The organism is Mycolicibacterium sp. XJ879 (assembly GCF_053483935.1).
On the sequence record NZ_JBEFTH010000002.1, the window covers coordinates 549287 to 574792 of the forward strand.

The 25506-nt window shown below is 68.0% G+C and carries 26 protein-coding genes; 16 read left to right on the forward strand and 10 right to left on the reverse strand.

Going from position 1 to position 25506, the window contains the following annotated elements:
- Positions 1 to 35: 35 nt before the first annotated feature.
- From ABQF13_RS06400 to egtE, 7 genes are all read left to right on the forward strand, one after another.
- A complete protein-coding gene (locus ABQF13_RS06400; protein WP_448391866.1) occupies positions 36 to 464 on the forward strand; it encodes an organic hydroperoxide resistance protein in 429 nt (142 codons plus the stop codon).
- Positions 464 to 1102 (forward strand): sensor domain-containing protein, encoded by a 639-nt coding sequence (locus tag ABQF13_RS06405; RefSeq protein WP_448391867.1) that lies wholly within the window; start codon positions 464 to 466, stop codon positions 1100 to 1102. The genes ABQF13_RS06400 and ABQF13_RS06405 overlap by 1 nt, the downstream gene beginning before the upstream one ends.
- 114 nt (positions 1103 to 1216) lie before the next feature.
- A complete protein-coding gene (gene egtA, locus ABQF13_RS06410; RefSeq protein ID WP_448391868.1) occupies positions 1217 to 2494 on the forward strand; it encodes an ergothioneine biosynthesis glutamate--cysteine ligase EgtA in 1278 nt (425 codons plus the stop codon).
- Entirely contained in the window at positions 2491 to 3780 is a 1290-nt protein-coding gene (gene egtB, locus ABQF13_RS06415; RefSeq protein WP_448391869.1) for an ergothioneine biosynthesis protein EgtB, read from the forward strand. The genes egtA and egtB overlap by 4 nt, the downstream gene beginning before the upstream one ends.
- Entirely contained in the window at positions 3780 to 4487 is a 708-nt protein-coding gene (gene egtC / locus ABQF13_RS06420) for an ergothioneine biosynthesis protein EgtC (protein WP_448391870.1), read from the forward strand. Before egtB ends, egtC begins: the two co-directional genes overlap by 1 nt.
- Positions 4484 to 5449, forward strand: a complete 966-nt coding sequence (gene egtD / locus ABQF13_RS06425; RefSeq protein ID WP_448391871.1) for an L-histidine N(alpha)-methyltransferase — start codon at positions 4484 to 4486, stop codon at positions 5447 to 5449. The genes egtC and egtD overlap by 4 nt, the downstream gene beginning before the upstream one ends.
- A complete protein-coding gene (gene egtE / locus ABQF13_RS06430; protein ID WP_448391872.1) occupies positions 5446 to 6570 on the forward strand; it encodes an ergothioneine biosynthesis PLP-dependent enzyme EgtE in 1125 nt (374 codons plus the stop codon). The genes egtD and egtE overlap by 4 nt, the downstream gene beginning before the upstream one ends.
- Position 6571: 1 nt before the next feature.
- Here egtE and ABQF13_RS06435 read toward each other — a convergent pair whose 3' ends face one another.
- Positions 6572 to 8047: a glutamate-cysteine ligase family protein gene (locus ABQF13_RS06435; RefSeq protein ID WP_448391873.1), complete on the reverse strand. Its 1476-nt coding sequence runs from the start codon at positions 8045 to 8047 to the stop codon at positions 6572 to 6574.
- Between the two features lie 90 nt (positions 8048 to 8137).
- Between ABQF13_RS06435 and ABQF13_RS06440 the strand changes: the two genes are divergently transcribed.
- The 3 genes from ABQF13_RS06440 to ABQF13_RS06450 all read left to right on the forward strand — a co-directional run bounded on the left by ABQF13_RS06440 (position 8138) and on the right by ABQF13_RS06450 (position 10368).
- Positions 8138 to 8941: an MBL fold metallo-hydrolase gene (locus ABQF13_RS06440; protein ID WP_448391874.1), complete on the forward strand. Its 804-nt coding sequence runs from the start codon at positions 8138 to 8140 to the stop codon at positions 8939 to 8941.
- Positions 8942 to 9039: 98 nt separating this feature from the next.
- Complete coding sequence (locus ABQF13_RS06445; RefSeq protein ID WP_448391875.1) at positions 9040 to 9183, forward strand: hypothetical protein; 144 nt, start codon at positions 9040 to 9042, stop codon at positions 9181 to 9183.
- A gap of 30 nt (positions 9184 to 9213) precedes the next feature.
- Positions 9214 to 10368 (forward strand): acyltransferase family protein, encoded by a 1155-nt coding sequence (locus ABQF13_RS06450; protein ID WP_448391876.1) that lies wholly within the window; start codon positions 9214 to 9216, stop codon positions 10366 to 10368.
- 138 nt (positions 10369 to 10506) lie between these two features.
- Here the strand turns inward: ABQF13_RS06450 and ABQF13_RS06455 are convergent, their stop codons facing one another.
- Complete coding sequence (locus tag ABQF13_RS06455; protein ID WP_448391877.1) at positions 10507 to 11277, reverse strand: class I SAM-dependent methyltransferase; 771 nt, start codon at positions 11275 to 11277, stop codon at positions 10507 to 10509.
- A gap of 51 nt (positions 11278 to 11328) precedes the next feature.
- On the opposite strand from ABQF13_RS06455, the gene glpK reads away from it, so the two are divergent.
- On the forward strand, positions 11329 to 12861 hold the full coding sequence (glpK, locus tag ABQF13_RS06460; protein WP_448391878.1) for a glycerol kinase GlpK: 1533 nt from the start codon (positions 11329 to 11331) through the stop codon (positions 12859 to 12861).
- A gap of 193 nt (positions 12862 to 13054) precedes the next feature.
- Here glpK and ABQF13_RS06465 read toward each other — a convergent pair whose 3' ends face one another.
- A complete protein-coding gene (locus ABQF13_RS06465) occupies positions 13055 to 13594 on the reverse strand; it encodes a PadR family transcriptional regulator (protein WP_448391879.1) in 540 nt (179 codons plus the stop codon).
- A gap of 79 nt (positions 13595 to 13673) precedes the next feature.
- On the opposite strand from ABQF13_RS06465, the gene ABQF13_RS06470 reads away from it, so the two are divergent.
- Entirely contained in the window at positions 13674 to 14999 is a 1326-nt protein-coding gene (locus ABQF13_RS06470; RefSeq protein WP_448391880.1) for a carotenoid oxygenase family protein, read from the forward strand.
- A gap of 13 nt (positions 15000 to 15012) precedes the next feature.
- Here the strand turns inward: ABQF13_RS06470 and ABQF13_RS06475 are convergent, their stop codons facing one another.
- Positions 15013 to 15861 (reverse strand): RDD family protein, encoded by an 849-nt coding sequence (locus ABQF13_RS06475; protein WP_448391881.1) that lies wholly within the window; start codon positions 15859 to 15861, stop codon positions 15013 to 15015.
- A 28-nt stretch (positions 15862 to 15889) separates the two neighbouring features.
- Here ABQF13_RS06475 and ABQF13_RS06480 point away from each other — a divergent pair, with 28 nt between their 5' ends.
- Positions 15890 to 16882 (forward strand): stage II sporulation protein M, encoded by a 993-nt coding sequence (locus ABQF13_RS06480; RefSeq protein WP_448391882.1) that lies wholly within the window; start codon positions 15890 to 15892, stop codon positions 16880 to 16882.
- Positions 16883 to 16968: 86 nt separating this feature from the next.
- On the opposite strand, the gene ABQF13_RS06485 is transcribed toward ABQF13_RS06480, so the two are convergent.
- The 5 genes from ABQF13_RS06485 to ABQF13_RS06505 are packed head-to-tail and all read right to left on the reverse strand — an operon-like array spanning position 16969 to position 22246.
- Positions 16969 to 18291 carry a DUF58 domain-containing protein gene (locus tag ABQF13_RS06485; protein ID WP_448391883.1) on the reverse strand — a complete coding sequence of 441 codons (1323 nt, stop codon included), beginning with the start codon at positions 18289 to 18291 and terminating at the stop codon, positions 16969 to 16971.
- Entirely contained in the window at positions 18291 to 19265 is a 975-nt protein-coding gene (locus tag ABQF13_RS06490) for an AAA family ATPase (protein ID WP_448391884.1), read from the reverse strand. The genes ABQF13_RS06485 and ABQF13_RS06490 overlap by 1 nt, the downstream gene beginning before the upstream one ends.
- Positions 19262 to 20410, reverse strand: a complete 1149-nt coding sequence (locus ABQF13_RS06495) for a DUF4350 domain-containing protein (protein WP_448391885.1) — start codon at positions 20408 to 20410, stop codon at positions 19262 to 19264. Before ABQF13_RS06495 ends, ABQF13_RS06490 begins: the two co-directional genes overlap by 4 nt.
- Positions 20407 to 21063, reverse strand: a complete 657-nt coding sequence (locus ABQF13_RS06500; protein WP_448391886.1) for a DUF4129 domain-containing protein — start codon at positions 21061 to 21063, stop codon at positions 20407 to 20409. The genes ABQF13_RS06495 and ABQF13_RS06500 overlap by 4 nt, the downstream gene beginning before the upstream one ends.
- A 1-nt stretch (position 21064) precedes the next feature.
- A complete protein-coding gene (locus ABQF13_RS06505) occupies positions 21065 to 22246 on the reverse strand; it encodes a DUF7847 domain-containing protein (RefSeq protein ID WP_448391887.1) in 1182 nt (393 codons plus the stop codon).
- An 81-nt stretch (positions 22247 to 22327) separates the two neighbouring features.
- Between ABQF13_RS06505 and ABQF13_RS06510 the strand changes: the two genes are divergently transcribed.
- From ABQF13_RS06510 to ABQF13_RS06520, 3 genes are all read left to right on the forward strand, one after another.
- Positions 22328 to 22801, forward strand: coding sequence for a GatB/YqeY domain-containing protein (locus tag ABQF13_RS06510; protein WP_448391888.1), 474 nt, complete (start codon positions 22328 to 22330; stop codon positions 22799 to 22801).
- A 37-nt stretch (positions 22802 to 22838) separates the two neighbouring features.
- Positions 22839 to 23825: an LLM class F420-dependent oxidoreductase gene (locus ABQF13_RS06515; RefSeq protein WP_448391889.1), complete on the forward strand. Its 987-nt coding sequence runs from the start codon at positions 22839 to 22841 to the stop codon at positions 23823 to 23825.
- A 70-nt stretch (positions 23826 to 23895) separates the two neighbouring features.
- Positions 23896 to 24789, forward strand: coding sequence for a manganese catalase family protein (locus tag ABQF13_RS06520; protein ID WP_448391890.1), 894 nt, complete (start codon positions 23896 to 23898; stop codon positions 24787 to 24789).
- Positions 24790 to 24839: 50 nt separating this feature from the next.
- Here ABQF13_RS06520 and ABQF13_RS06525 read toward each other — a convergent pair whose 3' ends face one another.
- Positions 24840 to 25424 carry a hemerythrin domain-containing protein gene (locus tag ABQF13_RS06525; RefSeq protein ID WP_448391891.1) on the reverse strand — a complete coding sequence of 195 codons (585 nt, stop codon included), beginning with the start codon at positions 25422 to 25424 and terminating at the stop codon, positions 24840 to 24842.
- Between the last annotated feature and the right edge of the window lie 82 nt (positions 25425 to 25506).

Consider the following 25506-nt stretch of genomic DNA (forward strand, 5'->3'; position numbering starts at 1 on the left):
TTGCCGTTCATGGCCTGGCTGGCATGATCAGAGCCATGAGCATCGAAGTCGTATTCACCCAGGAATCAACTGCAACTGGTGGCGGCCGCGAAGGCCACGTGAAGTCGTCGACCGGCAAGATCGACCTGAACACCAACCACCCGAAAGAAATGGGCGGCAGCGGCGAGGGCACCAACCCCGAGGAACTGTTCTCGGCCGCTTACGCCGCCTGCTTCCTCGGGGCGCTGCGGTTGGTGGCCAAGAACAACGACATCAACCTCGACGACGCGACGGCGATCACCGCGCAGGTCGGGTTCGGTAAGGACGCCGACGGCGGCTTCGCCATCAACGCCCACCTCATCGGTTACCTGCCCGGCCTTGACCAGAGCGGCGCCGACGACCTGATGAACAAGGCGCATCAGGTGTGCCCGTACTCCAAGGCCACCCGCGGCAACGTCGACGTCAAGCTGTCGGCGAAGGTCTGATGCGGATCGCCGCCGCTGTCGGCGTCGCCCTCGTGGGTCTGACGCTGGCGGCGCCGGCCGGTGCCCGCCCGTCAGACCCGGGAGTGGTCAACTACGCGGTGCTGCCCAAGGGCTCGGTCGGCAACATCGTCGGCGCGACGATGCGGTTCGAGTGGACCTTCTCCGATCCGTTCCAGTCCTTCTACGTCGACAACCCCGCCTGCAACAACTGGGCCGACATCGGGCTGCCCGACGTCTACGCCGACCCCGACCTCGCGTCGTTCAACGGTGCGGTGACCCAGACCGCGCCGGACGACCAGAGCCACTTCGTCAAACAGGCCGTCGGGGTCTACGCCAACACCGACGCCGCCGAACGGGCGTTCCGCCGCGTCGTCGACCGTACCGTTGGCTGCAACGGGCAGACCACCGCGATACACCTGGACAACTTCACCACCCAGGTGTGGACGTACACCAGCGGGCCGACCACGGCGACCGAGGCGGACTGGGTCAAGCAGGAGGCCGGCACCGACCGGCGCTGCTTCGTCACCACCCGCAAGCGGGAAAACGTTTTGCTGCAAGCGAAAGTCTGCCAGTCCGGCAACGGTGGTCCCGCGGTGAACGTGCTGGCCGGAGCCATGCAGAACACGCTCGGCCAATAATCGCGGCGCCGGCTTAACCGATAGTTCACAAAAAAGGGCTCGGGATTTGTCGGAGGTCTCCTTCAAGATGGTCTGAACGCCGCGATCGCGCCGGACCCGGAAGGGGATGGGAAAATGGCCTTCACCATCACGTCCGAGGTCGACGACGCACGCACCGGCCCGCCCGAGCTCTCCAGCGCGTACAGCGCCGCGCTGCACATCGGCGGTAACTGCCTGCGCGACGGGCCGGTCGGCCGGGTCGGCCTGGAGGTCGAGGCGCACTGTTTCGACCTGACCGATCCGATGCGACGGCCGAGCTGGGCTGAGCTGAGCGACGTCATCGCCGACCTGCCGCCGCTGCCGGGCGGCAGCCGGGTGACCGTTGAACCCGGCGGCGCCGTCGAACTGTCCGGCCCGCCCTGCGACGGACCGATGTCGGCCATTTCCGCGATGACGGCCGACCGCGCGGTGCTGCGCGACGCCTTCGCCCGCGCGGGGTTCGGGCTGGTGCTGCTCGGGGCCGACCCGCTGCGGCCCGCCCGACGGATCAACCCCGGTGCCCGCTACGCCGCCATGGAGACGTTCTTTCACGCCAGCCGCACCGGTGTCGCCGGCGCGGCGATGATGACGTCGACGGCGTCGGTGCAGATCAACGTCGACGCCGGACCGCGCGCCGGCTGGGCCGACCGGGTGCGCCTGGCGCATGCGCTCGGGCCGACCATGATCGCCGTCGCCGCCAACTCCCCGCTGCTGGGCGGAAAGTTCTGTGGGTGGCGCTCGGCGCGGCAGCGCGTGTGGAGCCAGCTGGACTCCGCGCGCTGCGGCCCGGTGCTCGGCGAACGCGGCGACGACCCCGCCAGCGACTGGGCGCGGTACGCGCTCAAGGCGCCGGTGATGCTGCTGACCACCCCGCAGGTCGTCCCGGTGACCGAATGGGTTCCGTTCGCCGACTGGGCCGACGGGCGGGCGCCGCTGGGCAACCGCCAACCCACCGAGGCTGACGTCGACTACCACCTCACCACGCTGTTCCCGCCGGTGCGACCGCGTGGCTGGCTGGAGATCCGCTACCTCGACAGCGTGCCCGACGGCAGCTGGCCGGCCCTGGTGTTCACGCTCGTCACGCTGCTCGACGATCCCGCGGCCGCGGCCGTGGCCGCGGAGGCCACCGAACCGGTCGCCACGGCCTGGGACCGCGCGGCGCAACAAGGCCTCGGCGACCGACGGCTGCGGCAGGCCGCGATCCGGTGCGTGACGGCCGCAGCCGAACGGGCGCCGCGCGAGCTGATGGAATCGATGCAGCGGCTGGTGCGTTCGGTCGAACAGGGACGGTGTCCGGCCGACGATATCGCCGACCGGGTGGTCAAGAACGGGCTCGCATCCGCCGTCGTCGACCTGGCGCGAGAGGAGACGTGACGGTTCGCGAAATACTCGCGCGTGAACTGACCGCCGCCCGTGAGCGCACGCTTCGGCTGGTGGACTTCGACGACGCCGAACTCGGCCGCCAGTACCACCCGCTGATGAGCCCACTGGTGTGGGACCTCGCCCACGTCGGCCAACAGGAAGAACTCTGGCTGCTGCGCGACGGCAACCCCAACCGGCCGGGCATGCTGCCCCCCGACGTGGAGCGTCTCTACGACGCGTTCGTTCATCCCCGCGCCGACCGCGCCGACCTGCCGCTGCTGGCCCCGACCGACGCCCGCGCCTACTGCCGCACCGTGCGCGACAAGGTGCTCGACGTGCTCGACGCGCTGCCCGATAGCGGTTCCGGATTCAACTTCGGCTTGGTGATCAGCCATGAGAACCAGCACGACGAGACCATGCTGCAGGCGTTGAACCTGCGGTCCGGGCCGCCGCTGCTCGACGGCGGCGCGGCGCTGCCCGCCGGTCGCCCTGGCGTGGCGGGCACGTCCGTGCTGGTGCCCGGCGGCGAGTTCGTCCTCGGTGTCGACGCGGTGACCGAACCGCACTCGCTGGACAACGAGCGCCCCGCCCACGTCGTCGATATCCCGTCGTTTCGCATCGGCCGGGTGCCGGTCACCAACGGCGAGTGGCAACAGTTCATCGACGACGGCGGCTATTCCCAGCCGCGGTGGTGGTCGCAAGCCGGCTGGGCGCACCGGATGCAGGCCGCATTGGTGGCCCCGCAGTTCTGGAACCCGGACGGCACCCGCACCCGGTTCGGCCGAGTCGAGGACATCGCCCCCAACGAACCCGTGCAACACGTCTCGTATTTCGAGGCCGAGGCGTATGCGGCGTGGGCGGGCGCCCGGCTGCCCACCGAGATCGAGTGGGAGAAAGCCTGCGCGTGGGATCCCGCGGTGGGCGCGCGGCGCCGCTACCCGTGGGGCGCGTCGGCGCCGACGGCGGATCTGGCCAACCTCGGCGGCGACGCGCTGCGGCCCGCGCCGGTCGGGGCGTACCCCGCGGGTGCGTCGGCCTACGGCGCCGAACAGATGCTCGGCGACGTGTGGGAGTGGACCACCTCGCCGCTGCGGCCCTGGCCCGGCTTCACGCCGATGATCTACGAGCGCTACTCGCAGCCGTTTTTTGACGGCGACTACCAGGTGCTGCGCGGCGGATCCTGGGCGGTGGCGGCCAACATCCTGCGGCCCAGCTTCCGCAACTGGGACCATCCGATCCGGCGCCAGATCTTCTCGGGCGTGCGGCTGGCCTGGTCCGTTGCGGAAGGTCAAGCCTGATGTGCCGGCATCTGGGCTGGCTCGGTGACCCGGCGTCGGTGGCGTCGTTGGTATCGGAGCCCGCCAACGGCCTTGTGGTGCAGTCGTATGCGCCGCGCCGCCAGAAACACGGCCTGATGAACGCCGACGGGTGGGGTGTCGGGTTCTTCTCCTCCGATGTGCCCGACGGCACGCCCCGACGGTGGCGCAGCGCCACACCGCTGTGGGGGGATGCATCGTTCGCGTCGGTGGCGCCCGCGCTGCGCGGCGGCTGCATCGTGGCGGCCGTGCGATCGGCCAGCATCGGCATGCCGATCGAGGCGTCGGCGTCGGCGCCGTTCACCGACGGCCAGTGGCTGCTGTCGCACAACGGCCTCGTCGACCGGGCCGTGCTGCCGCCCTCGCCGCACGCAGAATCCACCAACGACAGTGCGCTGCTGGCGGCGCTGATCTTCGACCGCGGCCTCGACCGGCTCGCCGACACCATCGCGGAAATCGGCGCCGCCGACCCCGACGCACGGCTGAACATCCTGGCCGCCAACGGATCCCGCATGCTCGCTACCACATGGGGCGACACCCTTTCGATGTTGAGCAGACCCGACGGCACCGTACTTGCCAGCGAACCCTACGACGACGACCCGCGGTGGCGGGAGCTGCCGGACCGGCATCTGGTATCGGTCGTCGGCCGCTCGGAGGTCGAGCTGATCCCGTTGAAAGGACCGTCATGACCATCTCGCTGTCCAACCACCTGCCGGCCAACTCGGCCGCGCAGGCGCTGCGCCGTGATGTGCTAGACGGCTTAACGCAGACCCCGAAGACGTTGCCTCCCAAATGGTTCTACGACTCGGTCGGCAGCGACCTGTTCGACCAGATCACCCGGCTGCCCGAGTACTACCCGACCCGCACCGAGGCGCAGATCCTGCGCAGCCGATCCGCCGAGATCGCCGAAGCATCAACGGCAGACACGCTGGTGGAGCTGGGCAGCGGCACCTCGGAGAAGACCCGCATGCTGCTGAATGCGGTGCGTGACAACCGAACCCTGCGTCGGTTTGTCCCGTTCGACGTGGACGCCGGCGTGCTCAACGCCGCGGGGGCGGCGATCCAGCGCGAGTACCCGGGTATCGAGGTTGATGCGGTGTGCGGCGACTTCGAAGAGCACCTCGGCGAGATCCCCCGGGGCGGCCGGCGGCTGATCGCCTTTCTCGGCTCGACAATCGGCAACCTGACCGCGCGACCGCGGGCGCGGTTCTTGGCCGCGCTGGCGCAGACGATGCGGCCCGGCGACAGCCTGCTATTGGGCACCGATCTGGTGAAAGATGCGGGACGTCTGGTGCGCGCCTACGACGACAGCGCCGGTGTGACGGCACAGTTCAACCGCAATGTGCTGGCGGTCATCAACCGTGAACTCGGCGCCGACTTCGACCTCGACGCGTTCGAGCACGTCGCCACGTGGAACGACGCCGAGGAACGAATCGAGATGTGGCTGCGCGCCCGCGGTGCACAGCGGGTGTATGTGCGCGACCTGGACCTGACCGTCGCCTTCGCCGACGGTGAGGAGATGCTCACCGAGGTGTCGTGCAAGTTCCGCCCCGACGGGGTCGCCGCGGAACTGGCCGCCGCCGGGTTGCGCCGCACCCGTTGGTGGACCGACCCGGCAGGCGATTTCGGCCTGTCCCTCGCGGCCAGATGAGCCTCGCCGAGCAGTGGCGGTCGGCGCGGCCGAAGGTCGCCGGCCTGCATCTGGACAGCGCGGCGTGCTCGCGGCAGAGCTTCGCGGTCATCGACGCTACCGCGCAACACGCTCGCCACGAGGCCGAGGTCGGCGCATACGTCGCCGCCGAGGCGGCCGCGCCGGTGCTGGACGCCGGCCGCGCCGCCGTCGCCGCCCTGACCGGCCTGCCCGCCGACCATGTCGTCTTCACCACCGGCGCCAACCACGCACTGGATCTGCTGCTGTCCAGTTGGCCGCAGAAGCGCACGCTCGCCTGCCTGCCCGGTGAGTACGGACCCAACCTGGCGATCATGGCCGCCAACGGTTTCGACGTGCGGCCGCTGCCCGCCGACGATCACGGGCGGCTCGACGTCGACGCCGCCGCTCGGCAGTTGGGCGCCGACCCGCCCGCCCTCGTGCATCTCACCGCGCTGGCCAGCCACCGCGGTGTCGCGCAGCCGCTGGCCGCCATGGCCGACGTGTGCCGAAACCTCGGTCTCCCGTTGGTCGTCGACGCCGCCCAGGCCCTCGGGCACCTCGATTGTGCCGTGCGCCCCGCAGCGATCTACAGCGCGTCGCGCAAATGGCTCGCCGGCCCGCGCGGTGTCGGCGTGCTGGCCATCGAACCCGAACTGGCGCAGCGGCTCCAGCCCCGGCTGCCGCCCCCGGAATGGGGGGTGCCGCTGACCGTGACCCAGCGCCTCGAACACGGTGAGGCCAACCTTGCTGCCCGCGTGGGGTTTTCGCTCGCGGTGGGGGAGCACCTCGCGGCGGGGCCGCAGCACGTGCGCGACCGGCTGGCCGAAGTCGGACGGTGGACGCGGCAGGCGTTGGCCGGCGCCGACGGCTGGCGGGTGGTCGAACCGCTCGACGAACCCACCGCGATCACCACCCTGGCCCCTACCGACGGCGCCGATCCGCAGAAGGTGCGGGCCTGGCTGATCGCGCAGCGGGGCATCGTCACGACATATGCCGACGCGCAGCGCGCGCCGTTCGAACTGACCACGCCGGTGCTGCGGGCCTCCCCGCACGTCGACACCGCACCTGAGGAGCTGGCGCAGTTCGCCGAGGCACTGACCGCCGCGACCGCCGAGGCCTAAGCTAAGGCTGGTCCCAGGTGTGCACAGGTTCGTTGCTGTGCATGCGTTCGCAGTACAGCCGCAACATCTCGGCCAACGCGTTCGGGCGGCTGAGCCCGCGCTCCTGAAGCGCCTTCACCGTGGCCACCTGCCAGGCCGACCCGTTGCGGCCGGTCTTGGCGCGGCCCTCGATCACCCCGAGGTAGCGGTCGCGGACCTCACCGGCCACCTGCCAGCGGCGCAGCCCCTCGTCGGCCATCGGCAGCAGTTGACGCAGCACCAGTTCGTCGGGGGTCACCTCGCCCAGGCCGGGCCAGTACAGCCGGGCGTCCATGCCGTTGCGTGCCGACTCCAGGAAATTGTGTTGGGCCGCAGCGAAACTCATCTTCGTCCACAGCGGCCGGTCCTCTTCGGAGAGCGTCCGTAACGCGCCGTAATAGAACGCGGCGTTGGCCATCATGTCGACCACCGTCGGCCCCGCGGGCAGCACCCGGTTCTCCACCCGCAGGTGCGGGCGGCCCTCCACCACGTCATACACCGGCCGGTTCCAGCGGTAGATGGTGCCGTTGTGCAGCCGCAGTTCGGCCAGTCGCGGAGTGCGGCCTTCCGCGAGTTCACGGGCCGGGTCCTCGTCGGTCAGCTCGGGCAGCAGCGACGGGAAATAACGCACGTTCTCCTCGAACAGATCGAAGATCGAGGTGATCCACCGCTCGCCGAACCATACCCGCGGCCGCACCCCCTGCGCCTTGAGTTCGTCGGGACGGGTGTCGGTGGCCTGCATGAACAGCTCGATGCGGGTCTCATTCCACAACTGGTGGCCGAAGAAGTACGGGGAGTTGGCGCCCAGCGCGAGTTGGGGGCCGGCCAGCACCTGCGCGGCGTTCCAGTTCTGCGCGAAGTCCGCAGGCGAAACCTGAAGGTGCAGTTGCATGCTGGTGCACGCCGACTCCGGGGCGATCGACTCGGTCTGCAGGCTGAGGCGTTCGGGACCGGTGATGTCGATGAGGATGTCCTCGCCCCTCGCGGTGAAGATGGAATCGTTGAGCGCTTGGTAGCGCGTCGATTCGCTCATCCACCGGCCCGACAGATGCTCGGGCATCAGCGTCGGCAGGATGCCGACCATCACGATGTGCGCGTCGTGGTCGTTGGCCTTGGCCTCGGCGGCGTTGAGGCTCGCCCGCACGTCGTTCTCCAGCTCGAGCGCCGCGCGGCCGGGCAGCCGCCGCGGCGGAACATTGAATTCGATGTTGTAGGCGCCTAATTCGGTCTGGTACGCCGGGTCGGCGATCGCCTCGAGCACTTCCTGGTTGGTCATGGCGGGCTGATACGCGTCGTCGACCAGGTTGCACTCGATCTCCATGCCGGTCAGCGGCCGCTCGAACTCGAAGCTGGATTGGTTGAGCATGGTTTCGAACACGTCGAGGCACTGCTGCACCTTGCGCCGGTACTCGCGCCGGTGCGCGCGGCTGAACTCGGTCTGCTTCAGTTGTTCGCCCACACCGCCGATGCTTCAGCGTCGGTGACGCTTGCGCAAGTAACCGGAGCACAAACCACGCGTGAACGCCGCCGTGCGGGGTAGCCCAGGGTCGTGGACATCACCGTCACCTTCATCGGCAACGCCACCACGCTGATCACCGCAGGCGATGTCACGCTGCTGACCGATCCCAACTTCCTGCACGCCGGCCAACACGCCTACCTCGGATACGGGTTGCTGTCCAAGCGGCTGTACGACCCGGCGCTGGATATCGCCGAGCTGCCGCCGCTGGACGCGGTGGTGCTCTCGCATATGCACGGCGATCACTGGGACCGCGTCGCGCAGGCGCAACTGGACCGCGCGCTGCCGATCCTGACCACCCCGCACGCCGCCAAACGGCTGGTACGGCGCGGGTTCGGGCGCGCAGAGCCGATGGCGACGTGGGACAGCCACACGATCACCAAGGTCGCCACGACGGTCACCGTGACGTCGTTGCCGGGACGGCACGGACCCGCCCCGATCCACCGGGCGCTGCCCCCGGTGATGGGGTCGATGATCGAGGCGAGCACGCCCGGTGAGCCGACCCGGCGGCTCTACGTCTCCGGGGACACCCTGGTGATCGAAGAACTCGACGAGATACCCCGGCGGTTCCCCGACGTCGACGCCGGGTTGCTGCACCTGGGCGGCACCCGGCTGCCGTTCGGCAGGCACCTGCCGTTCGGGTTGACGGTCACGATGGACGGCCGTCGCGGCACCGCCCTGACCGAACGGTTGAACCTGCCGCGCGTGATCCCCATCCACTTCAACGACTACGGGGTGTTCGCCTCGCCGCTTTCGGATTTTCTCGCCGAAATGGCGCGACGCGGGCTCGCCGAGCGGGTCATCGAGGTGGGCCGCGGGGAGAGCGTCACGATCTGACGAGCTTGCCGCGTTTGTCGCGCACCGAATCGGGAAGCCGTCGAAAACAGCCACCGGGTCGGGCCGATTACCTGCAGCTGCCGGTCGACCAGCGTGACATGGAACCACTTGCATCCCAGACGCTTTCCGAAGACGACGAGCAGCGACGACAGAGCCTCGGCAAGAACGGGCCGCGCGACGTATCGGATCTGAAGATGACGCACTGCGTGCCGAACGAACGGGTGGTGCTGGCAAGGGACTGATCGTCGTCTCGTAAGCGGCATACTGGCCGGGTGAGCGGGCCGGCAGCCGACGACGTCGACCAGGGCGGGCTGGAGCAGGTCGCCGCCGTCGACCGCGTCGCCTCGCTCACCGGCGTGCGGGCTGTGGCGGCGCTGCTGGTCATGGGCACCCATGCCGCCTACGGCACCGGCACCTACAACCGCGGATACGTCGGGCTGGTGTTCGCGCGCATGGAGATCGGGGTCGCGATCTTCTTCGTGCTGTCGGGCTTTCTGCTGTTCGGCGGGTGGGTGCGCGCCGCCGCGGCGGGCACTGCCGCACCGTCGGTAACCCGCTATGCCCGCAACCGGGTGCGCCGCATCATGCCGGCCTACGTGGTGACGGTGCTGATCGCATACCTGGTCTACGAGTTCCGCGACATCACACCCAACCCCGGCCACACCTGGCACGGCCTGATCCGTAACCTCACCCTGACGCAGATCTACAGTGGCAACTACTTGACCGCCTACATGCATCAGGGCCTGACCCAGATGTGGAGCTTGGCCGTCGAAGTGGCGTTCTACGCGGCGCTGCCGCTGCTGGCGTACCTGCTGCTGGTGGTGCTGTGCCGGCGGCACTGGCGACCCGGATTGCTGTTGGCGGGCCTGGCCGTGCTCGGTGCCGTCAGCCCGCTGTGGCTGCTGGTGATGCATACCACCGACTGGCTGCCCAACGGGGCGGGGCTGTGGCTGCCGCACTACCTAGTCTGGTTCGTCGGCGGGATGGCGCTTGCGGTGTTGGCGGTCAAGGGCGTTCGATGCTACGCCGCGGCGGCGCTGCCGGTGGCGCTGGTGGCCTACCTGATCGTGGCCACCCCGATCGCCGGTGAAACCGACGCCCCCGCATTGGGTTTGAGTGAGGACATCGCGAAGGTGGTGCTCTACGCGGTGATCGCCACCCTGGTGGTCGCGCCGCTGGGGCTCAGCGGGCCGCGCCGGGGCTGGTATGAGGGGATGTTGGGCAGCAGGGTGATGGTGTGGCTGGGCGAGATTTCCTACGAAATCTTCTTGGTGCACGTGGTCGTGATGGAGATCGTGATGGTTTCGGTGCTGCACTGGCCGGTCTATTCCGGCTCGGTGACGGGGCTGTTCGCCGCGACGCTGGCGTTCACCATCCCGGTCGCGTGGCTGCTGCACCGGCTGACCAGGCCTCGGGTCCGACGGTGACCGTTTAAACCGCCTTGCGCCGGGAATTACCTAGCTGTGACTACAGTGCGGCGGGCAGTGTTGACCTACATCGCGGCGCATCCGCAGGTGTACGACATCCTGCATGCGGTGGTCGGCCTCTACGTCGAGCGCAGGCGTTCACCGGCGGACGATCACCACCTGCGAGCTCAGCAGCCCGCCGCGCAGTTCTACGTCGATCGCGGGGTCGGCATGCGTCGCCAGAGCGCGTAGCGCCGACGGGCTGTACGACCGCAGCGAACTGATCACGCCGTCGTGCAGAAACGGGACCACCGGGGCGAGCGGCATCATCACCGCGAGCCGCATCAGGTGCAGCGGCGACGGCGGCCGAGGCAGGTCGATGATCAGCAGTTTGTCGGCCACCCGGGTGCCCTCGGCCAATGCGAGCGACGCCTGCGGCGGCGACAGGTGATGAAACGACAACGCGAACACCGCCAGGTCGAAGTGGCGGTCGGGCGCATCGATGGCGGTGGCGTCCAACCGGCGCACCGACGCGCGCGGGTGCGCGCCCAGATCCCCGGTTGTCATCGCGACCACCGACGCGGCATCGACGTCGGTGACGGTCAGCTCGGCGGTGGGGTGCCAGTCAAGCAATTTACGGGCCAGCGCACCGTGTCCGGCGCCGAGCTCCAGGATCTTTGGGTCAGGGACGTCGGCCACTTCATCGAGCGCCAGACGCGCGAAATGTTCGGTCTCGCCGAAGAATTGGCCGACCCACTCCAGCGAACGGATCACCGCGCGTTTGCGCGCTTCGCCCGCGGCGTCCCCGACGGTGTCGCGGTCGAGATATTCCAGGCGGTCAGTTTGCAGCAGGCGATCCACACACGACGCGTCCGGGCCGCCGCGGGGCATGCGCGCGATGTCGGCGACTGAACGGGTCATGTAGACCATGATGGACGATTGTGGACGTCCTCAACCAGGTGGAGTGAGAGGAGCACGACGTTGGCCGACTTTGTCGCCGCTATCGACCAGGGCACCACCAGCACCCGGTGCATGATTTTCGACCACGGCGGCGCCGAGATCGGCCGCCATCAGCTCGAACACGAGCAGATCCTGCCCAAGTCAGGCTGGGTCGAGCACAACCCTGTCGAGATTTGGGAACGCACGGCAGCGGTCATCATGTCGGCGCTGAACAACACGAAACTGTCGGCCACCGACCTGGCCGCGCTGGGCGTCACCAACCAGCGCGAGACGGCGCTGGTGTGGAACCGGCGAACCGGGCGGCCGTATTACAACGCGATCGTGTGGCAGGACACCCGCACCGATCGCATCGCCTCGGCCCTGGAGCGCGACGGCCACGGCGACGTGATCCGGCGCAAGGCGGGCCTGCCGCCCGCCACCTACTTCTCCGGCGGCAAGGTGCAGTGGATCCTGGACAACGTCGACGGGGTACGTCGCGACGCCGAGAACGGCGACGCGTTGTTCGGCACAGCCGACACCTGGGTGCTGTGGAACCTCACCGGCGGCACCCGCGGCGGCATACACGCCACCGATGTGACCAATGCCAGCCGCACGATGCTGATGAACCTGGAGACCCTGGATTGGGACGACGAACTGTTGTCGTTCTTCGGGATTCCGCGGCAGATGCTGCCGCAGATCCGGCCGTCGTCGTGTCCGGAGTCGTTCGGCATCACCCGCGACGACGGCCCGCTCGCCGGACAGGTGGCGTTGACCGGCATCCTCGGTGACCAGCAGGCCGCGATGGTCGGGCAGGTCTGCCTCGATGCCGGTGAGGCCAAGAACACCTATGGCACAGGTAATTTCCTGCTGCTCAACACCGGCGAGAAGATCGTGCGCTCGGAGAACGGGCTGCTCACCACGCTGTGCTACCAGTTCGCGTCCAGAGACGGGGACGCAGCCAAACCCGTTTATGCACTTGAAGGTTCGATCGCGGTCACCGGTTCAGCGGTGCAGTGGCTGCGAGACCAGCTCGGCATCATCAGCGGCGCCGCGCAGAGCGAGGCGCTGGCGCGGCAGGTCTCCGACAACGGCGGCGTGTATTTCGTGCCCGCCTTCTCGGGACTGTTCGCGCCGTACTGGCGTTCGGACGCACGCGGCGCGATCGTCGGGCTGTCGCGCTACAACACCAACGCCCATCTGGCCCGCGCGACGCTCGAGGCGATCTGCTACCAGAGCCGCGATGTCGTCGACGCGATGGAAGCCGACTCCGGCGTGCACATGGAGGTGCTCAAGGTCGACGGCGGCGTCACCGCCAACGATCTCTGCATGCAGATCCAGGCCGACGTGCTCGGTGTGGACGTCGTCAAACCCGTCATCGCCGAGACGACGGCGCTGGGCGCCGCCTACGCCGCTGGGTTGGCCGTCGGGTTCTGGGAGAACACCGATGATCTGCGGTCCAACTGGCACGAGGACAAGCGCTGGACGCCCGCATGGAGCGACCAGCAGCGCGCCGACGGGTACGCGGGCTGGCAGAAGGCGGTACAACGCACGCTGGACTGGGTCGACGTCGAGTGAGCGATTTGTGTGCGTTTACGCGCGCTGACCGCAACAAGACGCACACAAGTCGCTGATTTCAGGCGGGATGGTGTGCATGGTCCATGCCTACACCGCTCCCGCCGGGCTTATTCCGCTATTCCGACTCGCCGAGGATCCGGTAGATCTGGCAGCGGGCGTTGTTGACGATGTCGAGATGCGTTGCTGCTGTTCCTCATCGGCCGTGACGGCCGACTTGGCGTCGATCCAACGCCTCGATCACCGACCGCGCCCACTGCTCTTGCATCTCGTGGGTGCGCAAGCCGTATTCGAGGGCAGCATGCGAATAGAACGACCCGTCGTCGTCGCCCCAGTCGACGGAGTCGCGAAGCGCCTCGAGTCGTTTGATCTCGGCGGCCGCGTTTTCGGCCAGCGCGGTCAACTGTGCGCGGGCCTGGTCCATTGGTATCTCGCCGAGCAAGAACACCCGCAGCAACCCCGCGCTGCGAAACGGCGGATCGTCCTGCGGGTTGGTCACCCACCGACGCAACTCCTCGCGGCCGGCGTCGGTGATGCGGTACTCCTTGCGCCCGCGCGGTCCGATGTCGGAGACCTCGATCAGCCCGGCGCCGGCGAGCTTGTTGAGCTCGCCGTACAGCTGGCTCTGGGTGGCCGGCCACACGTTGGCCATCGACTCTTCGAAGAGTCGCAGCAGGTCATATCCGCTGCCGGGCCGTTGGGCCAGCAGTCCCAATGCCGCAATCCGCAGGCTCACGAACGTGATGATACCTCCACTATTGACATGTCACTACAGACATGTCAGTGTCGGCATGTCGCCGCGTTAGGAGATGCAGATGACCGACACCTCAGAGACCTCGACTGACCAGTTCTTCATGCGGGGCAACTACGCCCCCGTCACCCATGAACTCACCGAATTCGACCTGCCGGTGGAAGGCACGATCCCGACCGAACTCGACGGTTGGTATCTGCGCAACGGACCCAACCCACGGCAGGCCAGCGCGCACTGGTTCGTCGGCGACGGGATGGTCCACGGCGTCCGGATCGAAGGCGGCCGCGCGGCCTGGTACCGCAACCGCTGGGTGCGTACCGAGAGCTTCGAGAACGACTTTCCGCTCTACAACGCCGACGGCACCCGCAACCTGCGCTCCAGCGTCGCCAACACCCATGTGGTCAACCACGCCGGCAAGACGCTGGCGCTCGTCGAATCGTCACTGCCCTACGAAATCAGCAACGACCTGGAAACGCTGGGGGCCTACGATTTTGGCGGCAAGCTGGTCGACTCGATGACCGCTCACCCGAAGATCTGCCCGACCACCGGGGAGATGCACTTCTTCGGCTACGGCAACATCTTCGCACCGCACGTCACCTATCACCGCGTTGACGCCGACGGTGAGTTGGCGGTCAACCGACCGCTGGACGTGCCGGCGCTGACGATGATGCACGACTTCGCGCTGACCGCTAACTACGTGGTGTTTCTGGATCTGCCGATCGTGTTCGACCTCGACATCGCGTTGAAGGCAGAGGCCGATATGCCCTACCGCTGGAACGACGACTACGGTGCCCGCTTCGGGGTGCTGCGCCGCGACGACCCGTTCGGTGAGGTGCGGTGGTTCGACATCGACCCCTGCTACGTATTCCACGTCGCCAACGCCTATGACACCGGTGACCGGATCGAGTTGGCTGCGGCGCGCTATCCCGAATTATGGCGCGGCAGCGGCGGATTCGACGCTGAAGCCGTGTTGTGGAACTGGACCGTCGACCTGTCGACCGGCGTCGTCACCGAGCGCCAACTCGACGACCGCGCGGTGGAGTTCCCCCGCATCGACGACCGGCTGGCCACGCTGCCCGCCCGGTACTCGGTCTCCGTCGGCGACAACCGGCTGGTGCGCTATGACCTGAGCACCGGTGACGCCGTCGAGCACGCGTTCGGCACCGCCGCCTCACCCGGTGTGCCCGGTGAGGCGGTGTTCGTGCCGTCGACGTCGGGGCCCGCCGACGAGAGCAGCGGTTGGTACCTCGCCTACGTCTACGATCCGGCGCGCGACGGCAGCGACCTGGTCATCATCGACGCATCCGAGTTCGCAGGCTCGCCCGTGGCGAGGATCCAGATGCCGCAGCGGGTTCCGTTCGGGTTTCACGGAAACTGGATCAGCGCCTGACGTTCGCGGGGCGCTAGCCGGGCGGGGTCAGCCCGCCCGGCGATGACGACGGCGGCGGCGGTGCTGGCGGTCCGGAGCCCGGCCATGGCGGTTGCGCGGCGGCAGCGGTTGGCTGCAGCCTGGCGAGCTCACGACGATGCCGTTCGGCCAGCACCGCAGCCAGCACCAGCTGCGGAGGAGTGCCGGGCGGCGGTGGCGGCGAAATCTGCGCGACGACCTCACCGGCGATCCGGTAGGCCATCTGGTCGCGCACGGTTGAGTTCAACTGCGATGCGCGACTGAGGAATTGGCGTGCCAGCTCAGCCTGCTCGGGACGTAGTCCGGACAGCTGCAGCGACGACGCCCACCATGCCAGTTGCGGTGGCATCATCGGCGGCGGCGCCAGCCGCGGTGCGCGCTCGCTGATCACCACGGTGCCGGCGAAGATGTCACCGATCCGCTTCCCCTTGGGCGACAACAGGCTACAGATCACCGCTGGCCCGCCGGTGAGCATCCAGATTTCGATCACCCCGGCCAACGCGCGAAACAGCGCTTGGCGAAAGCGTTCCGGGCCGCCGTCCTCGGACACCACCCGCAGTCCCATCACTAACTTGCCCAGCGACCGACCGCGCGTCGTCGTCTCCCAGACCAGCGGGTAGCCCACCAGGGCGAGCACGGTGAAGATGATCAGCACCGCGCCCGACAACGCCGGGTCGAACTGGTCCAGCGTGGTCGCCCACAACACCACCCCGGTGATGTAGAAGATCAACACCACGGTCAGATCGATGAGGGCCGACGCGACGCGAACGGGTAGCTGGGCGATCTGAACATCCAGGACCACGGCGTCACCGGTGACGACGGCGGGTTGTTGCTGGCCGACCATAACGGCAACGCTACTAGGATTCGCGGGTGTGGATGTCGACGCGTTCGTCCAGACGCACCGCCCGACGTGGGCCCGGCTCGAGCAGCTGGTCAAGCGGCGGCGGAAGCTGACCGGTGCCGAGGTCGACGAGCTGGTCGACCTCTACCAGCGGGTGTCGACCCATCTGTCGATGGTGCGCACCGCGTCCAACGATGCGGTGCTCATCGGGCGGCTGTCTGGGCTGGTGGCGCGGGCTCGGTCGGTGGTGACCGGGGCGCACGCGCCGCTGTGGCGGGAGTTCGCGCGGTTCTGGACGGTGTCGTTCCCGGTGGTGGCATACCGGTCGTGGCGCTGGTGGCTGGCCAGCGCGGTGGCCTTCTTGATCGTCGCTGCGGTGATCGCCATCTGGGTGGCCGGCAGCCCCGAAGTGCGGGCCACCATCGGAACGCCCAGCGAAATCGAGCAGCTGGTCAACAACGACTTCGCGTCGTACTACAGCGAGAACCCCGCTGGCTCGTTCGCGCTGCAAGTGTGGGTGAACAACGCGTGGATTGCCGTGCAGTGCATAGCATTTGCTGTCCTGCTCGGCATACCGATTCCCTACATCCTGTTTCAGAACGCTGCCAATCTGGGGATCGGCGCGGGTCTGATGTTCGGCGCGGGCAAGGGCGACATCTTCCTCGGCCTCATCACACCGCACGGGTTGATCGAGTTGACCGCGGTGTTCCTGGCGGCCGCCGTCGGGATGCGGCTGGGGTGGTCGGTGGTGGCGCCGGGCAACCGGCCGCGGTCGCAGGTACTGGCCGAACAGGGCCGCGCCGTCGGGGCCGCGGCAGTCGGTCTGGTCGCGGTATTCCTGGTCGCCGGTGTGGTCGAGGCGGTGGTGACGCCGTCGCCGCTGCCGACGTTCGCCCGCATCGCGATCGGGGTGGCCGTCGAAGTCGCGTTCCTGGCCTACATCGTGCACTTCGGCCGCAAGGCGGAGCGGGCCGGTGAGACCGGAGACCTCGAGGACGCGCCCGACGTCGTGCCCATCCGCTAGGGTCCCGTTCCCTCCGGGAACAGACACAGAAGCGTGTCATTTGGCGACGCATCGCAACCGTCTGCGCCTGCTCGCCGCCAACCGGGCTACAGCCGGCCGGCGGCCTTCATCGCCAGATAGTGGTCGGCCAGCGCCGGTGCGAGATCTTCGGGCGGCGCGTCGACGACGTCGACGCCCGTGCGCCGCAGTCGGGCGGCGATCGACCGCCTGGCGTTGCGGGACCGTTCGGCCGCGGCCGCGTCGTAGACCTGCGCGGCGTCGGCGCGCCCGTCCGCCAGCTTCTCCACCCGGGGGTCGGCCACGGAGGCGAGCAGCACCTCGTGCTTGGCCGACAGCTGCGGCAGGATGCCCATCAAGCCCTCGTCGAGCGCCGATGCGTTGAGGTCGGTCAGCAACACCACGAAGGCGCGGCGGCGAACGCGGCGCTGCACCGCGGAAACCATTGCCCGGGCGTCGGATTCGACCAGGGCCGGCTCCAGGGGCGCCATCGCCTCGACCAGCTGGGCGAGCAGTTCGGTGCGCGACGCGTTGAACACTCCGGCGCGGGTCACCCGGTCGTGGGCCAGGAAGTCGACGTGGTCACCGGCCCGCGACGCCAACGCCGCCAGCAGAAGCGCGGCATCCATGAACCAGTCCAGCCGCGGCCAGCCCGCAGGGTCATTGGCGGTCGGGTCCACCCCGACGCGACCGGCCGACGTGCGTCCGGTGTCGAGCACGATGACCACCCGCTGGTCGCGTTCCGGGCGCCAGGTGCGTACCACCACGTCGCCGCGGCGGGCGGTGGCGCGCCAGTCGATCGAGCGGACGTCGTCGCCGATGACATACTCACGCAGCGAGTCGAACTCGGTGCCCTGGCCGCGGATCAGCACCGGCGTATTACCTTCCAACTCGCGCAGCCGGGCCAACCGCGACGGCAGATGTTTGCGCGACAAAAACGGCGGCAGTATCCGGATCTCCCACGGCACCCGGTGCGAACTCTGCCTGCCCGCCAACCCCAGCGGCCCGACCGAACGCGCCGTGACCAAATCCGAACGCTGGTCGCCGCGGCGCACCGGAGACAGCGTCGTCGAAACCCGAACCCGCTGTCCCGCAGCAATATCGACCGGATGAGTGCGGGGGTGCGCCCGCCCGCTCGGCGGCCACGCGTCGCGGACCGCCCCGCGCAGCCGACGGCCGCTGAGGTTTTCGACCAGCAAGGTGGCGTCCACCGACTGGCCCAACCGCGCCGCCGTATCCCCGGACCGTTCGAATCGCAGCCCACGCGGGCTCGCAGCCAACCCGACATCGGCGCCCACCGCCGCGACGAGTACCGCCAGCAGCAACACGAAAGTAGCTGCTGGCCAGGGCGATACCGCGATCGGCAGCACGAAGAAGAGCGCGACCAGGCCGGCTCGGCCGGTGAGAACCACTAGCGCGGTACCGGCACGGCCGCCAGGATGCCGTCCAGCACACCATCGGGGGTCGCGCCCTCGAGTTCAGCCTCCGGGCGCAGCTGGATCCGGTGCCGCAACGTCGACCGGGACATCGCCTTGACGTCATCGGGCGTCACGTAGTTCCGCCCCGACAACCACGCCCACGACCGGGCGGTCGCCAACAACGCCGTCGCACCGCGCGGCGACACCCCGAGCTGAAGCGATGGCGAATGCCGTGTGGCCGCGGCGATGTCGACGATGTAGCCGAGCACCTCGTCGGCCACCAGCACCTGCTGCACCGCTTCGCGCCCGGCACGCAGATCGGCGGCCCCGGCGACCGGTCGCACCGCCGACAGGTCGCGGGGATCGAAACCGCGGGCGTGCCGGTCCAGGATCGAGATCTCCTGCTCACGGCCGGGCAGCGGAACGTTGAGCTTGAGCAGGAACCGATCGAGTTGGGCTTCGGGCAACTGATAGGTGCCCTCGTATTCGATGGGGTTCTGTGTGGCCGCGACGATGAACGGATCGGGCAGCGGCCGCGCCTCGCCCTCGACGCTGACCTGACGTTCCTCCATGGCCTCCAGCAGAGCGGCCTGGGTCTTGGGCGGGGTCCGGTTGATCTCGTCGGCCAGCAACAAGTTGGTGAACACCGGCCCCTTGTGGAACTCGAACTCCGCGGTGCGGGCGTCGTAGACCAGGGATCCGGTGACGTCACCGGGCATCAAGTCCGGGGTGAACTGGACGCGTTTGAAGTCGAGCTGCAACGCCGACGCCAACGTGCGCACCAACAGCGTCTTGGCCACGCCGGGTACGCCTTCGAGCAGCACGTGCCCGCGGCACAGCAGCGCGATCACCAAGCCGCTGACGACGGCATCTTGCCCGACGACGGCTTTGGCGATCTCTGTGCGCAGTTCCAGCAACGCGTTTCGCGCCTGTTCCGATGCGGCTGTCGGGCCAGCTGGCTGAGTCACGACTGTGCGACCTGCCTTTCGATGTTGTCGAGTTCACGGGCGAGGTTTACCAATTGGGTGTCGTCGGCCGGCGCCGGGCCGAACAGCGAGTAGGCCACCGTTTGCGGTGGCTGCCCGCACCGTTCGGACACCGATTGCACGACGGCGGTCTGGTCAGCGCCGGGCCCGAGGCCCAGCCGCGGCGACATCCGCTGCACGGCGGCCGTCCGCAACGCTTCGGCGGCGCGGTCGCGTGAGCGCGTGGACCGGTACAGCCGACCGCGGCCCTCGACGGTCTCCGACGCGCGCACCACCACGGGCAGCTTCTCGGCGACCAACGGCCCGATGCGCCGGCCGCGCCAAATCGCGAGCAGCAAAACGACCAGGCACAGTTGCCAGACGATCCAATTCACCCGGTCGGGGATCATATCGAAAAGCGATGCCGCCCCGTCTGATTCGCCTTCGGTTTGCTGCGGCGCGTACCAGATCACCCGAGGATTGGTGCCGACGAGGTTCATCGCCAACGCGGCGTTGCCCTCCTTGAGCAGTTCCGAGTTGGTCATGAAGTCGGCGGTGCTGACGACGGTGATGTCGCGTCCGTCAGCGGTGTAACGCACCAACGCGCCGCCGTAGCACCGGGTCACCGCAATGTCACCGGCCGCCTCGAAGGCATCGCTCATGCCGAACTGCACTGACCCGGCGCGGGTGGCCTCCCGCAGGTCGCAGCCCGGCGCATCATTGCCGTAGTCCGTGGTTCCGCTGCGCTTGACCTCGGGCGCCAGAATCTCACGGGTGCGCGATATCGGTTGCACCACAAGACGATCACCGGGAAGAGCGGCCAACCGGTGCATGATCTCCTCGTCGATGAGGAAATAGGTCTGAACCACCACCACCAAGGTGTCGGGCCTGGCAGCGGCTTCGACCGCGGCGATATCGGATGCCTCGACAACCTCGACACCGCGGTCACGAACCAGGCTGACCAGGGCCCGCGCGCCGTCGGCCGACGTGGAGGACGGGTCCATCCGGGCGCCCGGTGTCGGTGTGGTCAGGTACGTGGTCAGCAGCGCAACACCGATGATGACGATCAGCGCAACCACCACCCAGCGGGCGCTGCGCAACCGCTGGCGCACCGTCGGCGCCACCGCGGTCTCGGTGTCGGCCGTCATCGCACCTCCGCCCAGCCGCCGGTCGATACCGGCGTGGCCGTGCCGGCGGAGTCGGTCGCCGGCTGGATGCGGCTGAGCTGGTCATCGAGCTCCACAACCTGCCGGTAGGCCGCCTCGCTGCCCGGCCGCTCACCGTAGGTAACGTCGTTGAAAGCGGTTGCGGCGGCTTGCAGTTCATCGGTGAGGTTCGGCAGCGCGCGCCCCGCGTCGCGGGCGAGTTCGGTGGCCGTGCGGCCGGGAACGGGTTCGAGGACCGCCGACTCTTCCAGTTGGCGCGCGACGGCGCGTAACCGGTGGCGGATGGCCGCAGCCCAATCCTGTGTCGTGGCAGCCTGTTCCGCGGAGAGTCGATGTTGGGCCGCGCTCAGATCACGGTCGGAAAGCAGTGCGTACTCGCCTCCCCGGGCGGTGCGCATGGTGCGTCGAAGTACCCGCACCGCGACGATCAACGCCACCGCGACCAGCACCGCGAGGACGGTGATCGTCAGCCAGCCACCCGGTACCGACGCGGCCTCGTTGAACAACCGGTACAGCAGATCGTTGAACCAGTCACCGAGCCGGTCGGTCAGAGATGCCTTGGGGTAGATCGGCTTTGCCAGCTCGCGTTCCGCAGCTTCGTGGGCAGCATCGCGGTCGATGTCTATGGTCGGCACGTCAGCTCTGGCCGGTCAGCCACAGATGGTCGGTCGACTCGGGCGGGGCGCCGGGGCCGTATCCGGCGCCGGTCTGCAACACCAGGTCGAAAGCCTCGGTGCGGATTCGGCTGTCGGTGTACTGCAGCACCACCACACCGGCGCTGAACGGCGCGGTGATGATCTGGCCGATCGCGCTGCCGACGGACAGCACAGCCAGCGCCACCAGCGCCATGACCGTAGATGACGCAGCCATGACGAGCATTTGGCCACCGATACTGAACGGGACCGACACCGCGACAGCGATCATCTGCGCGACGATGGCGGCCAGCAACCGGATGCCGAACACCCGCCAGAAGTTCGGTTTGACCAACCGGAACGACCGCAGCACGGCCGCGACGATGCCGTGGCGCTCCAACACGATGATCGGCGGTACGAAGGTCAGCATGGTGCCGAGATAGATCAGCACCGCGATCAGGGCGAACACCAGCGGGACGGCCAGCACCACCGCTGCCGCACCGCCAGCCGCGTAGCCGATCCACACGATGAGCCCGACCACTGCGGCGACCAACAGGACCGCGCCAAGCACTTCGAGCAGCGAGAAGCCGATCAACGCCCACAGCCGCCCCCGAAGACGTTGCCACGCTTGGCCGATCGTGATCCCTGCGCCGAACACCGCGCGGCCGACGACGACGGTGAGCAGACCGCTCAGCAGGATCGCCGACAGCCCGGTGGCGACGCCGCCGGCGACGCTCGACAAAGACGAGCCGAGCAGCACGTCCGTGGACACCTCTTCGCCGCTGAGGGTCGGATCGAGTTGCCCCGCGATGGCAAGCGGACCCACCGACAACACCAGGGCGAGCAGTTGGGTGGTCACCACCACCACGGTGGTCAGACCCAGAGTGGCCTTGGGGTTGGCCCGGATGTAGGTGATGGCGCCGTTGAAGATGTCGGCCAGGGTCAGGGGCCGCAGCGGGATGACGCCGGGTTTGAGCGGCGGCGGCGGACCATAACCCGGTGCCCCATAACCCGGTGCCCCGTAACCCGGTGGCGGATATCCGGGCGGCCCACCATAACCCTGCGGCGGGTAGCCCGGGGGCGGGTAGCCCGGCGGCGCGGGATAACCCGGCGGCGGATACCCGGCGGGTGGGTAACCCGGCGTCGGCGGCCCAGGCGTGGCGAACCCACCGGCGTCGGTACTCATGGCCACCATCCTGTCGGCCGCGACGCAAATTGACAACGTGGTCGGGGGTGCGCCGGACCCCGATTTGGGTACGTTTGAACCATGTCCGAAGGTCCTGTCCTCAAGAATCGGTTGCGCTCGGACCTCACGGCCGCGATGAAATCTCAGGACAAACTGCGCACCGCCACGCTGCGGATGCTGCTCACGGCGATCGGAAACGAGGAGGTGGCGGGCAAGGAGTCGCGGGAGTTGACCGACGACGAGGTGCTCAAAGTGCTCGCCAGGGAGTCCAGGAAGAGGGGCGAAGCCGCCGAGATCTACACGCAGAACAACCGCGGTGAATTGGCCGCCAACGAACACGCCGAGGCGCAGGTCATCGATGAGTATCTGCCGACGCCGCTGACGGAGGCCGAACTAGCCGATGTCGCCGATACCGCGATCGCGCACGTCGCCGAGGTGATCGGGGAGCGCCCGACCATGAAGCAGATGGGCGAGGTGATGAAGGCCGCGAAGGCCATCGCCGCAGGTAAGGCCGACGGCGCGCGGCTCTCGGAGGCGGTCAAGGCCCGGCTGTAGCCGGTTTTCCGGTCGTCGACCGGGGTACCCCGATTCCATGACACGGTTCGGATACACCCTGTTTACAGAACAAAGCGGTCCCAAAGAGCTTGTCAATTACGCCGTTTCGGCTGAACGCGTGGGTTTCGACTTCGAAGTGAGCTCGGATCACTACTTCCCGTGGCTGTCGTCGCAGGGCCACGCGTCCTACGCATGGTCGGTGCTGGGCGCCGTCGCGCATGCCACCGAGCGGGTCGAGTTGTTCACCTACGTCACCTGTCCGACCATGCGCTACCACCCCGCGATCGTCGCCCAGAAAGCCGCCACGCTGCAGATCCTGGCAGACGGGCGGTTCACCCTCGGGCTCGGCACCGGTGAGAACCTCAACGAGCACGTCGTCGGCAAACGGTGGCCCACGATCGCCAGACGACAGGAGATGCTGCGCGAGGCCATTCAGATCATCCGTGAGCTGTTCACCGGTGAGCTGGTCGACTGGAAGGGTGATTACTTCGAGGTCGACTCGGCGCGGCTGTGGGACATCCCCGACACACCGGTGGCCATCGCCGCCGCCGTCTCCGGCGAACGGTCCGTGGAGGCGTTCGCACCGCTGGCCGACCATTTGATCGCGGTCGAGCCGAACAAGGACTTCGTCACCGCCTGGCACGACATCCGGCGTGGTACCGGTCTGCCCGGTGATGTGCGCGTTGTCGGGCAGATCCCGATCTGCTGGGATCCCGACCGCGACGCCGCCGTCGCGCGCGCCCACGACCAGTTCCGGTGGTTCGGCGGGGGCTGGGCAGTCAACTCCGATCTACCGACGACGGCCGGTTTCGACGGTGCGACGCAGTACGTTCGGCCGGAGGACGTCGCGGCGTCTATCCCGTGCGGACCGGATCTGGACGCGATCGTCGACGCGGTGAGCAAGTATTGGGAAGCCGGGTTCACCGATATCGCACTGGTGCAGATCGGCGACGAAAGCCAGGACATGTTCCTCAAGCAGGCTGCCGGCCCGCTGCTGGAAATGTTGCGAACCGCATCTTCCTGAACCTGTTTGGCGGTATCTGACGGGGGTACCCCGGCCCGACCTGAACAGTCCAAAAGCCGGGAGGCGATACATGTTCGTTCACAACAAAGATCTGCAGTTCGAGGTGCGGGTCTCCAGGCCTGACCCTCGATTTGCCACGCTGCTCCAGGAGCAGTTCGGCGGCGCCAACGGCGAACTCAAGGCCGCGATGCAGTACTTCACCCAGGCCTTCGTGCTGCGCCAGAAGAGCCCGAAGATGTACGACCTCTTCATGGATATCGCCACCGAGGAGTTCAGCCACCTGGAAATGGTCGGTTCGATGATCACGATGCTGCTCGACGGGCTCAACGACGACCTCAAGATGGCCAACGAACGCTGTGACTGGATGCCCGCGGTGGCCAGCCGCGACGGTCGCGACGAAATCATCCACAGCGTCGCGGTCAACCCGCTGTACTTCACGCTCAGCGGCGGCGGCCCCGATGTGAAGGACTCCGCCGGTGTCCCCTGGCAGGGCACCTTCGTCAACGCCAACGGCGACCCGACCGTCGACCTGCGCAGCAACTTGGCGGCCGAATCGCGGGCGAAGATCGTCTACGAATACCTCAAGCAGTTCACCGACGATCCCGGCGTGCAGGACACGCTGACGTTCCTGATGACCAGGGAGGTCGCCCACTTCCAGCAGTTCACCGCCGCACTCAACGAACTACCGGTGAACTTCCCGCCCGGACAGCTGCCCGGCGACGACCGGTTCCAGAACGTGGCGTTCAACATGTCCGACGGGGCCGGATCGGTACGCGGACCGTGGAACGAGGGCCAGGGCCCGTGGCCCGAGGGCATGAAGTGGGATTACGTCGAAAAGCCAGAGCAGCAGTGGCTTGGGACCAAGAAGCGGGAGAACAAGGGCGACCAGCGGTGCCCCGAGGGCCAGCCCGCTGTGCAGGGCGAAAAGCCGTTCACCCACGAGCAACACACCGCCACCAGCTGATCGAGCCCGGAAAAGGCCGGTGCCCAACGGGCACCGGCCTTTTCAGGTAGCTACTTCATCTGAGGATCGGGTGGGTTCTCGGCTTCCCGGCCGGTGGCGGCATCGCGGATGTGGTCGACCATCGCCGCCCCCATCCCCATCGTCTTCTGCACCATCGGGTTGGCCGGTGTGTCGGGATGCGGTCGCGTCGGCGCCACCTTCTTCGCCGCTTCCAGTTTGTCGCCCAGCTTTTCGCGGTCCTGCGTGCTCACCGCGGCCTCGAACTTCGGCCACACCGCCTCTTGTTCGTAGCGGATGTGCTCGCGTCCGATCTTGACGAACTCCTGCAGTGCCTCGTGATAGTCGTCATCCCCGGGTTGACCGTTCTCGAGACGCTGCAGCAGCTCCTTGCCGGCCTGCTCCTGGCTGATCGCCTCATCGGCCAGCTCGTCGCCGTCTTCGAGCGCGTCGCGAACCGCCGGCCAAAAGAACTGCTGCTCGATCGCCTCGTGTTGGGACTCGGCGATCACCAGGTTGGTCACCATGGTTTCCAGCCCACTGCGCTGGGCGCCCTCCCCGGTCGGTGCCCCGTCGAGCACCTCGAGCATCCCCAGAACGCTCTTGTGGTCTTCACGCAGAAACTTCAGTGCGTCCATATTCTTTGCCTCTTACTTTCGCGGTCACGGTCCGCTGCGCATACCCGCGGCCAGGGGGTTGAAACAGGGCCGCTGCGGGTAG

Coding starts and splice junctions, on each gene's coding strand:
- ABQF13_RS06445 (WP_448391875.1), top strand. CDS start 9,040: ATGGAACCACTTGCATCCCAGACGCTTTCCGAAGACGACGAGCAGCGA.
- ABQF13_RS06505 (WP_448391887.1), bottom strand. CDS start 22,246: ATGAGTACCGACGCCGGTGGGTTCGCCACGCCTGGGCCGCCGACGCCG.
- egtD (WP_448391871.1), top strand. CDS start 4,484: ATGACCATCTCGCTGTCCAACCACCTGCCGGCCAACTCGGCCGCGCAG.
- ABQF13_RS06475 (WP_448391881.1), bottom strand. CDS start 15,861: ATGGTCGGCCAGCAACAACCCGCCGTCGTCACCGGTGACGCCGTGGTC.
- ABQF13_RS06525 (WP_448391891.1), bottom strand. CDS start 25,424: ATGGACGCACTGAAGTTTCTGCGTGAAGACCACAAGAGCGTTCTGGGG.
- egtC (WP_448391870.1), top strand. CDS start 3,780: ATGTGCCGGCATCTGGGCTGGCTCGGTGACCCGGCGTCGGTGGCGTCG.
- ABQF13_RS06455 (WP_448391877.1), bottom strand. CDS start 11,277: ATGGTCTACATGACCCGTTCAGTCGCCGACATCGCGCGCATGCCCCGC.
- ABQF13_RS06510 (WP_448391888.1), top strand. CDS start 22,328: ATGTCCGAAGGTCCTGTCCTCAAGAATCGGTTGCGCTCGGACCTCACG.
- egtE (WP_448391872.1), top strand. CDS start 5,446: ATGAGCCTCGCCGAGCAGTGGCGGTCGGCGCGGCCGAAGGTCGCCGGC.
- ABQF13_RS06515 (WP_448391889.1), top strand. CDS start 22,839: ATGACACGGTTCGGATACACCCTGTTTACAGAACAAAGCGGTCCCAAA.
- ABQF13_RS06495 (WP_448391885.1), bottom strand. CDS start 20,410: ATGACGGCCGACACCGAGACCGCGGTGGCGCCGACGGTGCGCCAGCGG.
- ABQF13_RS06405 (WP_448391867.1), top strand. CDS start 464: ATGCGGATCGCCGCCGCTGTCGGCGTCGCCCTCGTGGGTCTGACGCTG.
- ABQF13_RS06520 (WP_448391890.1), top strand. CDS start 23,896: ATGTTCGTTCACAACAAAGATCTGCAGTTCGAGGTGCGGGTCTCCAGG.
- ABQF13_RS06400 (WP_448391866.1), top strand. CDS start 36: ATGAGCATCGAAGTCGTATTCACCCAGGAATCAACTGCAACTGGTGGC.
- ABQF13_RS06470 (WP_448391880.1), top strand. CDS start 13,674: ATGACCGACACCTCAGAGACCTCGACTGACCAGTTCTTCATGCGGGGC.
- egtA (WP_448391868.1), top strand. CDS start 1,217: ATGGCCTTCACCATCACGTCCGAGGTCGACGACGCACGCACCGGCCCG.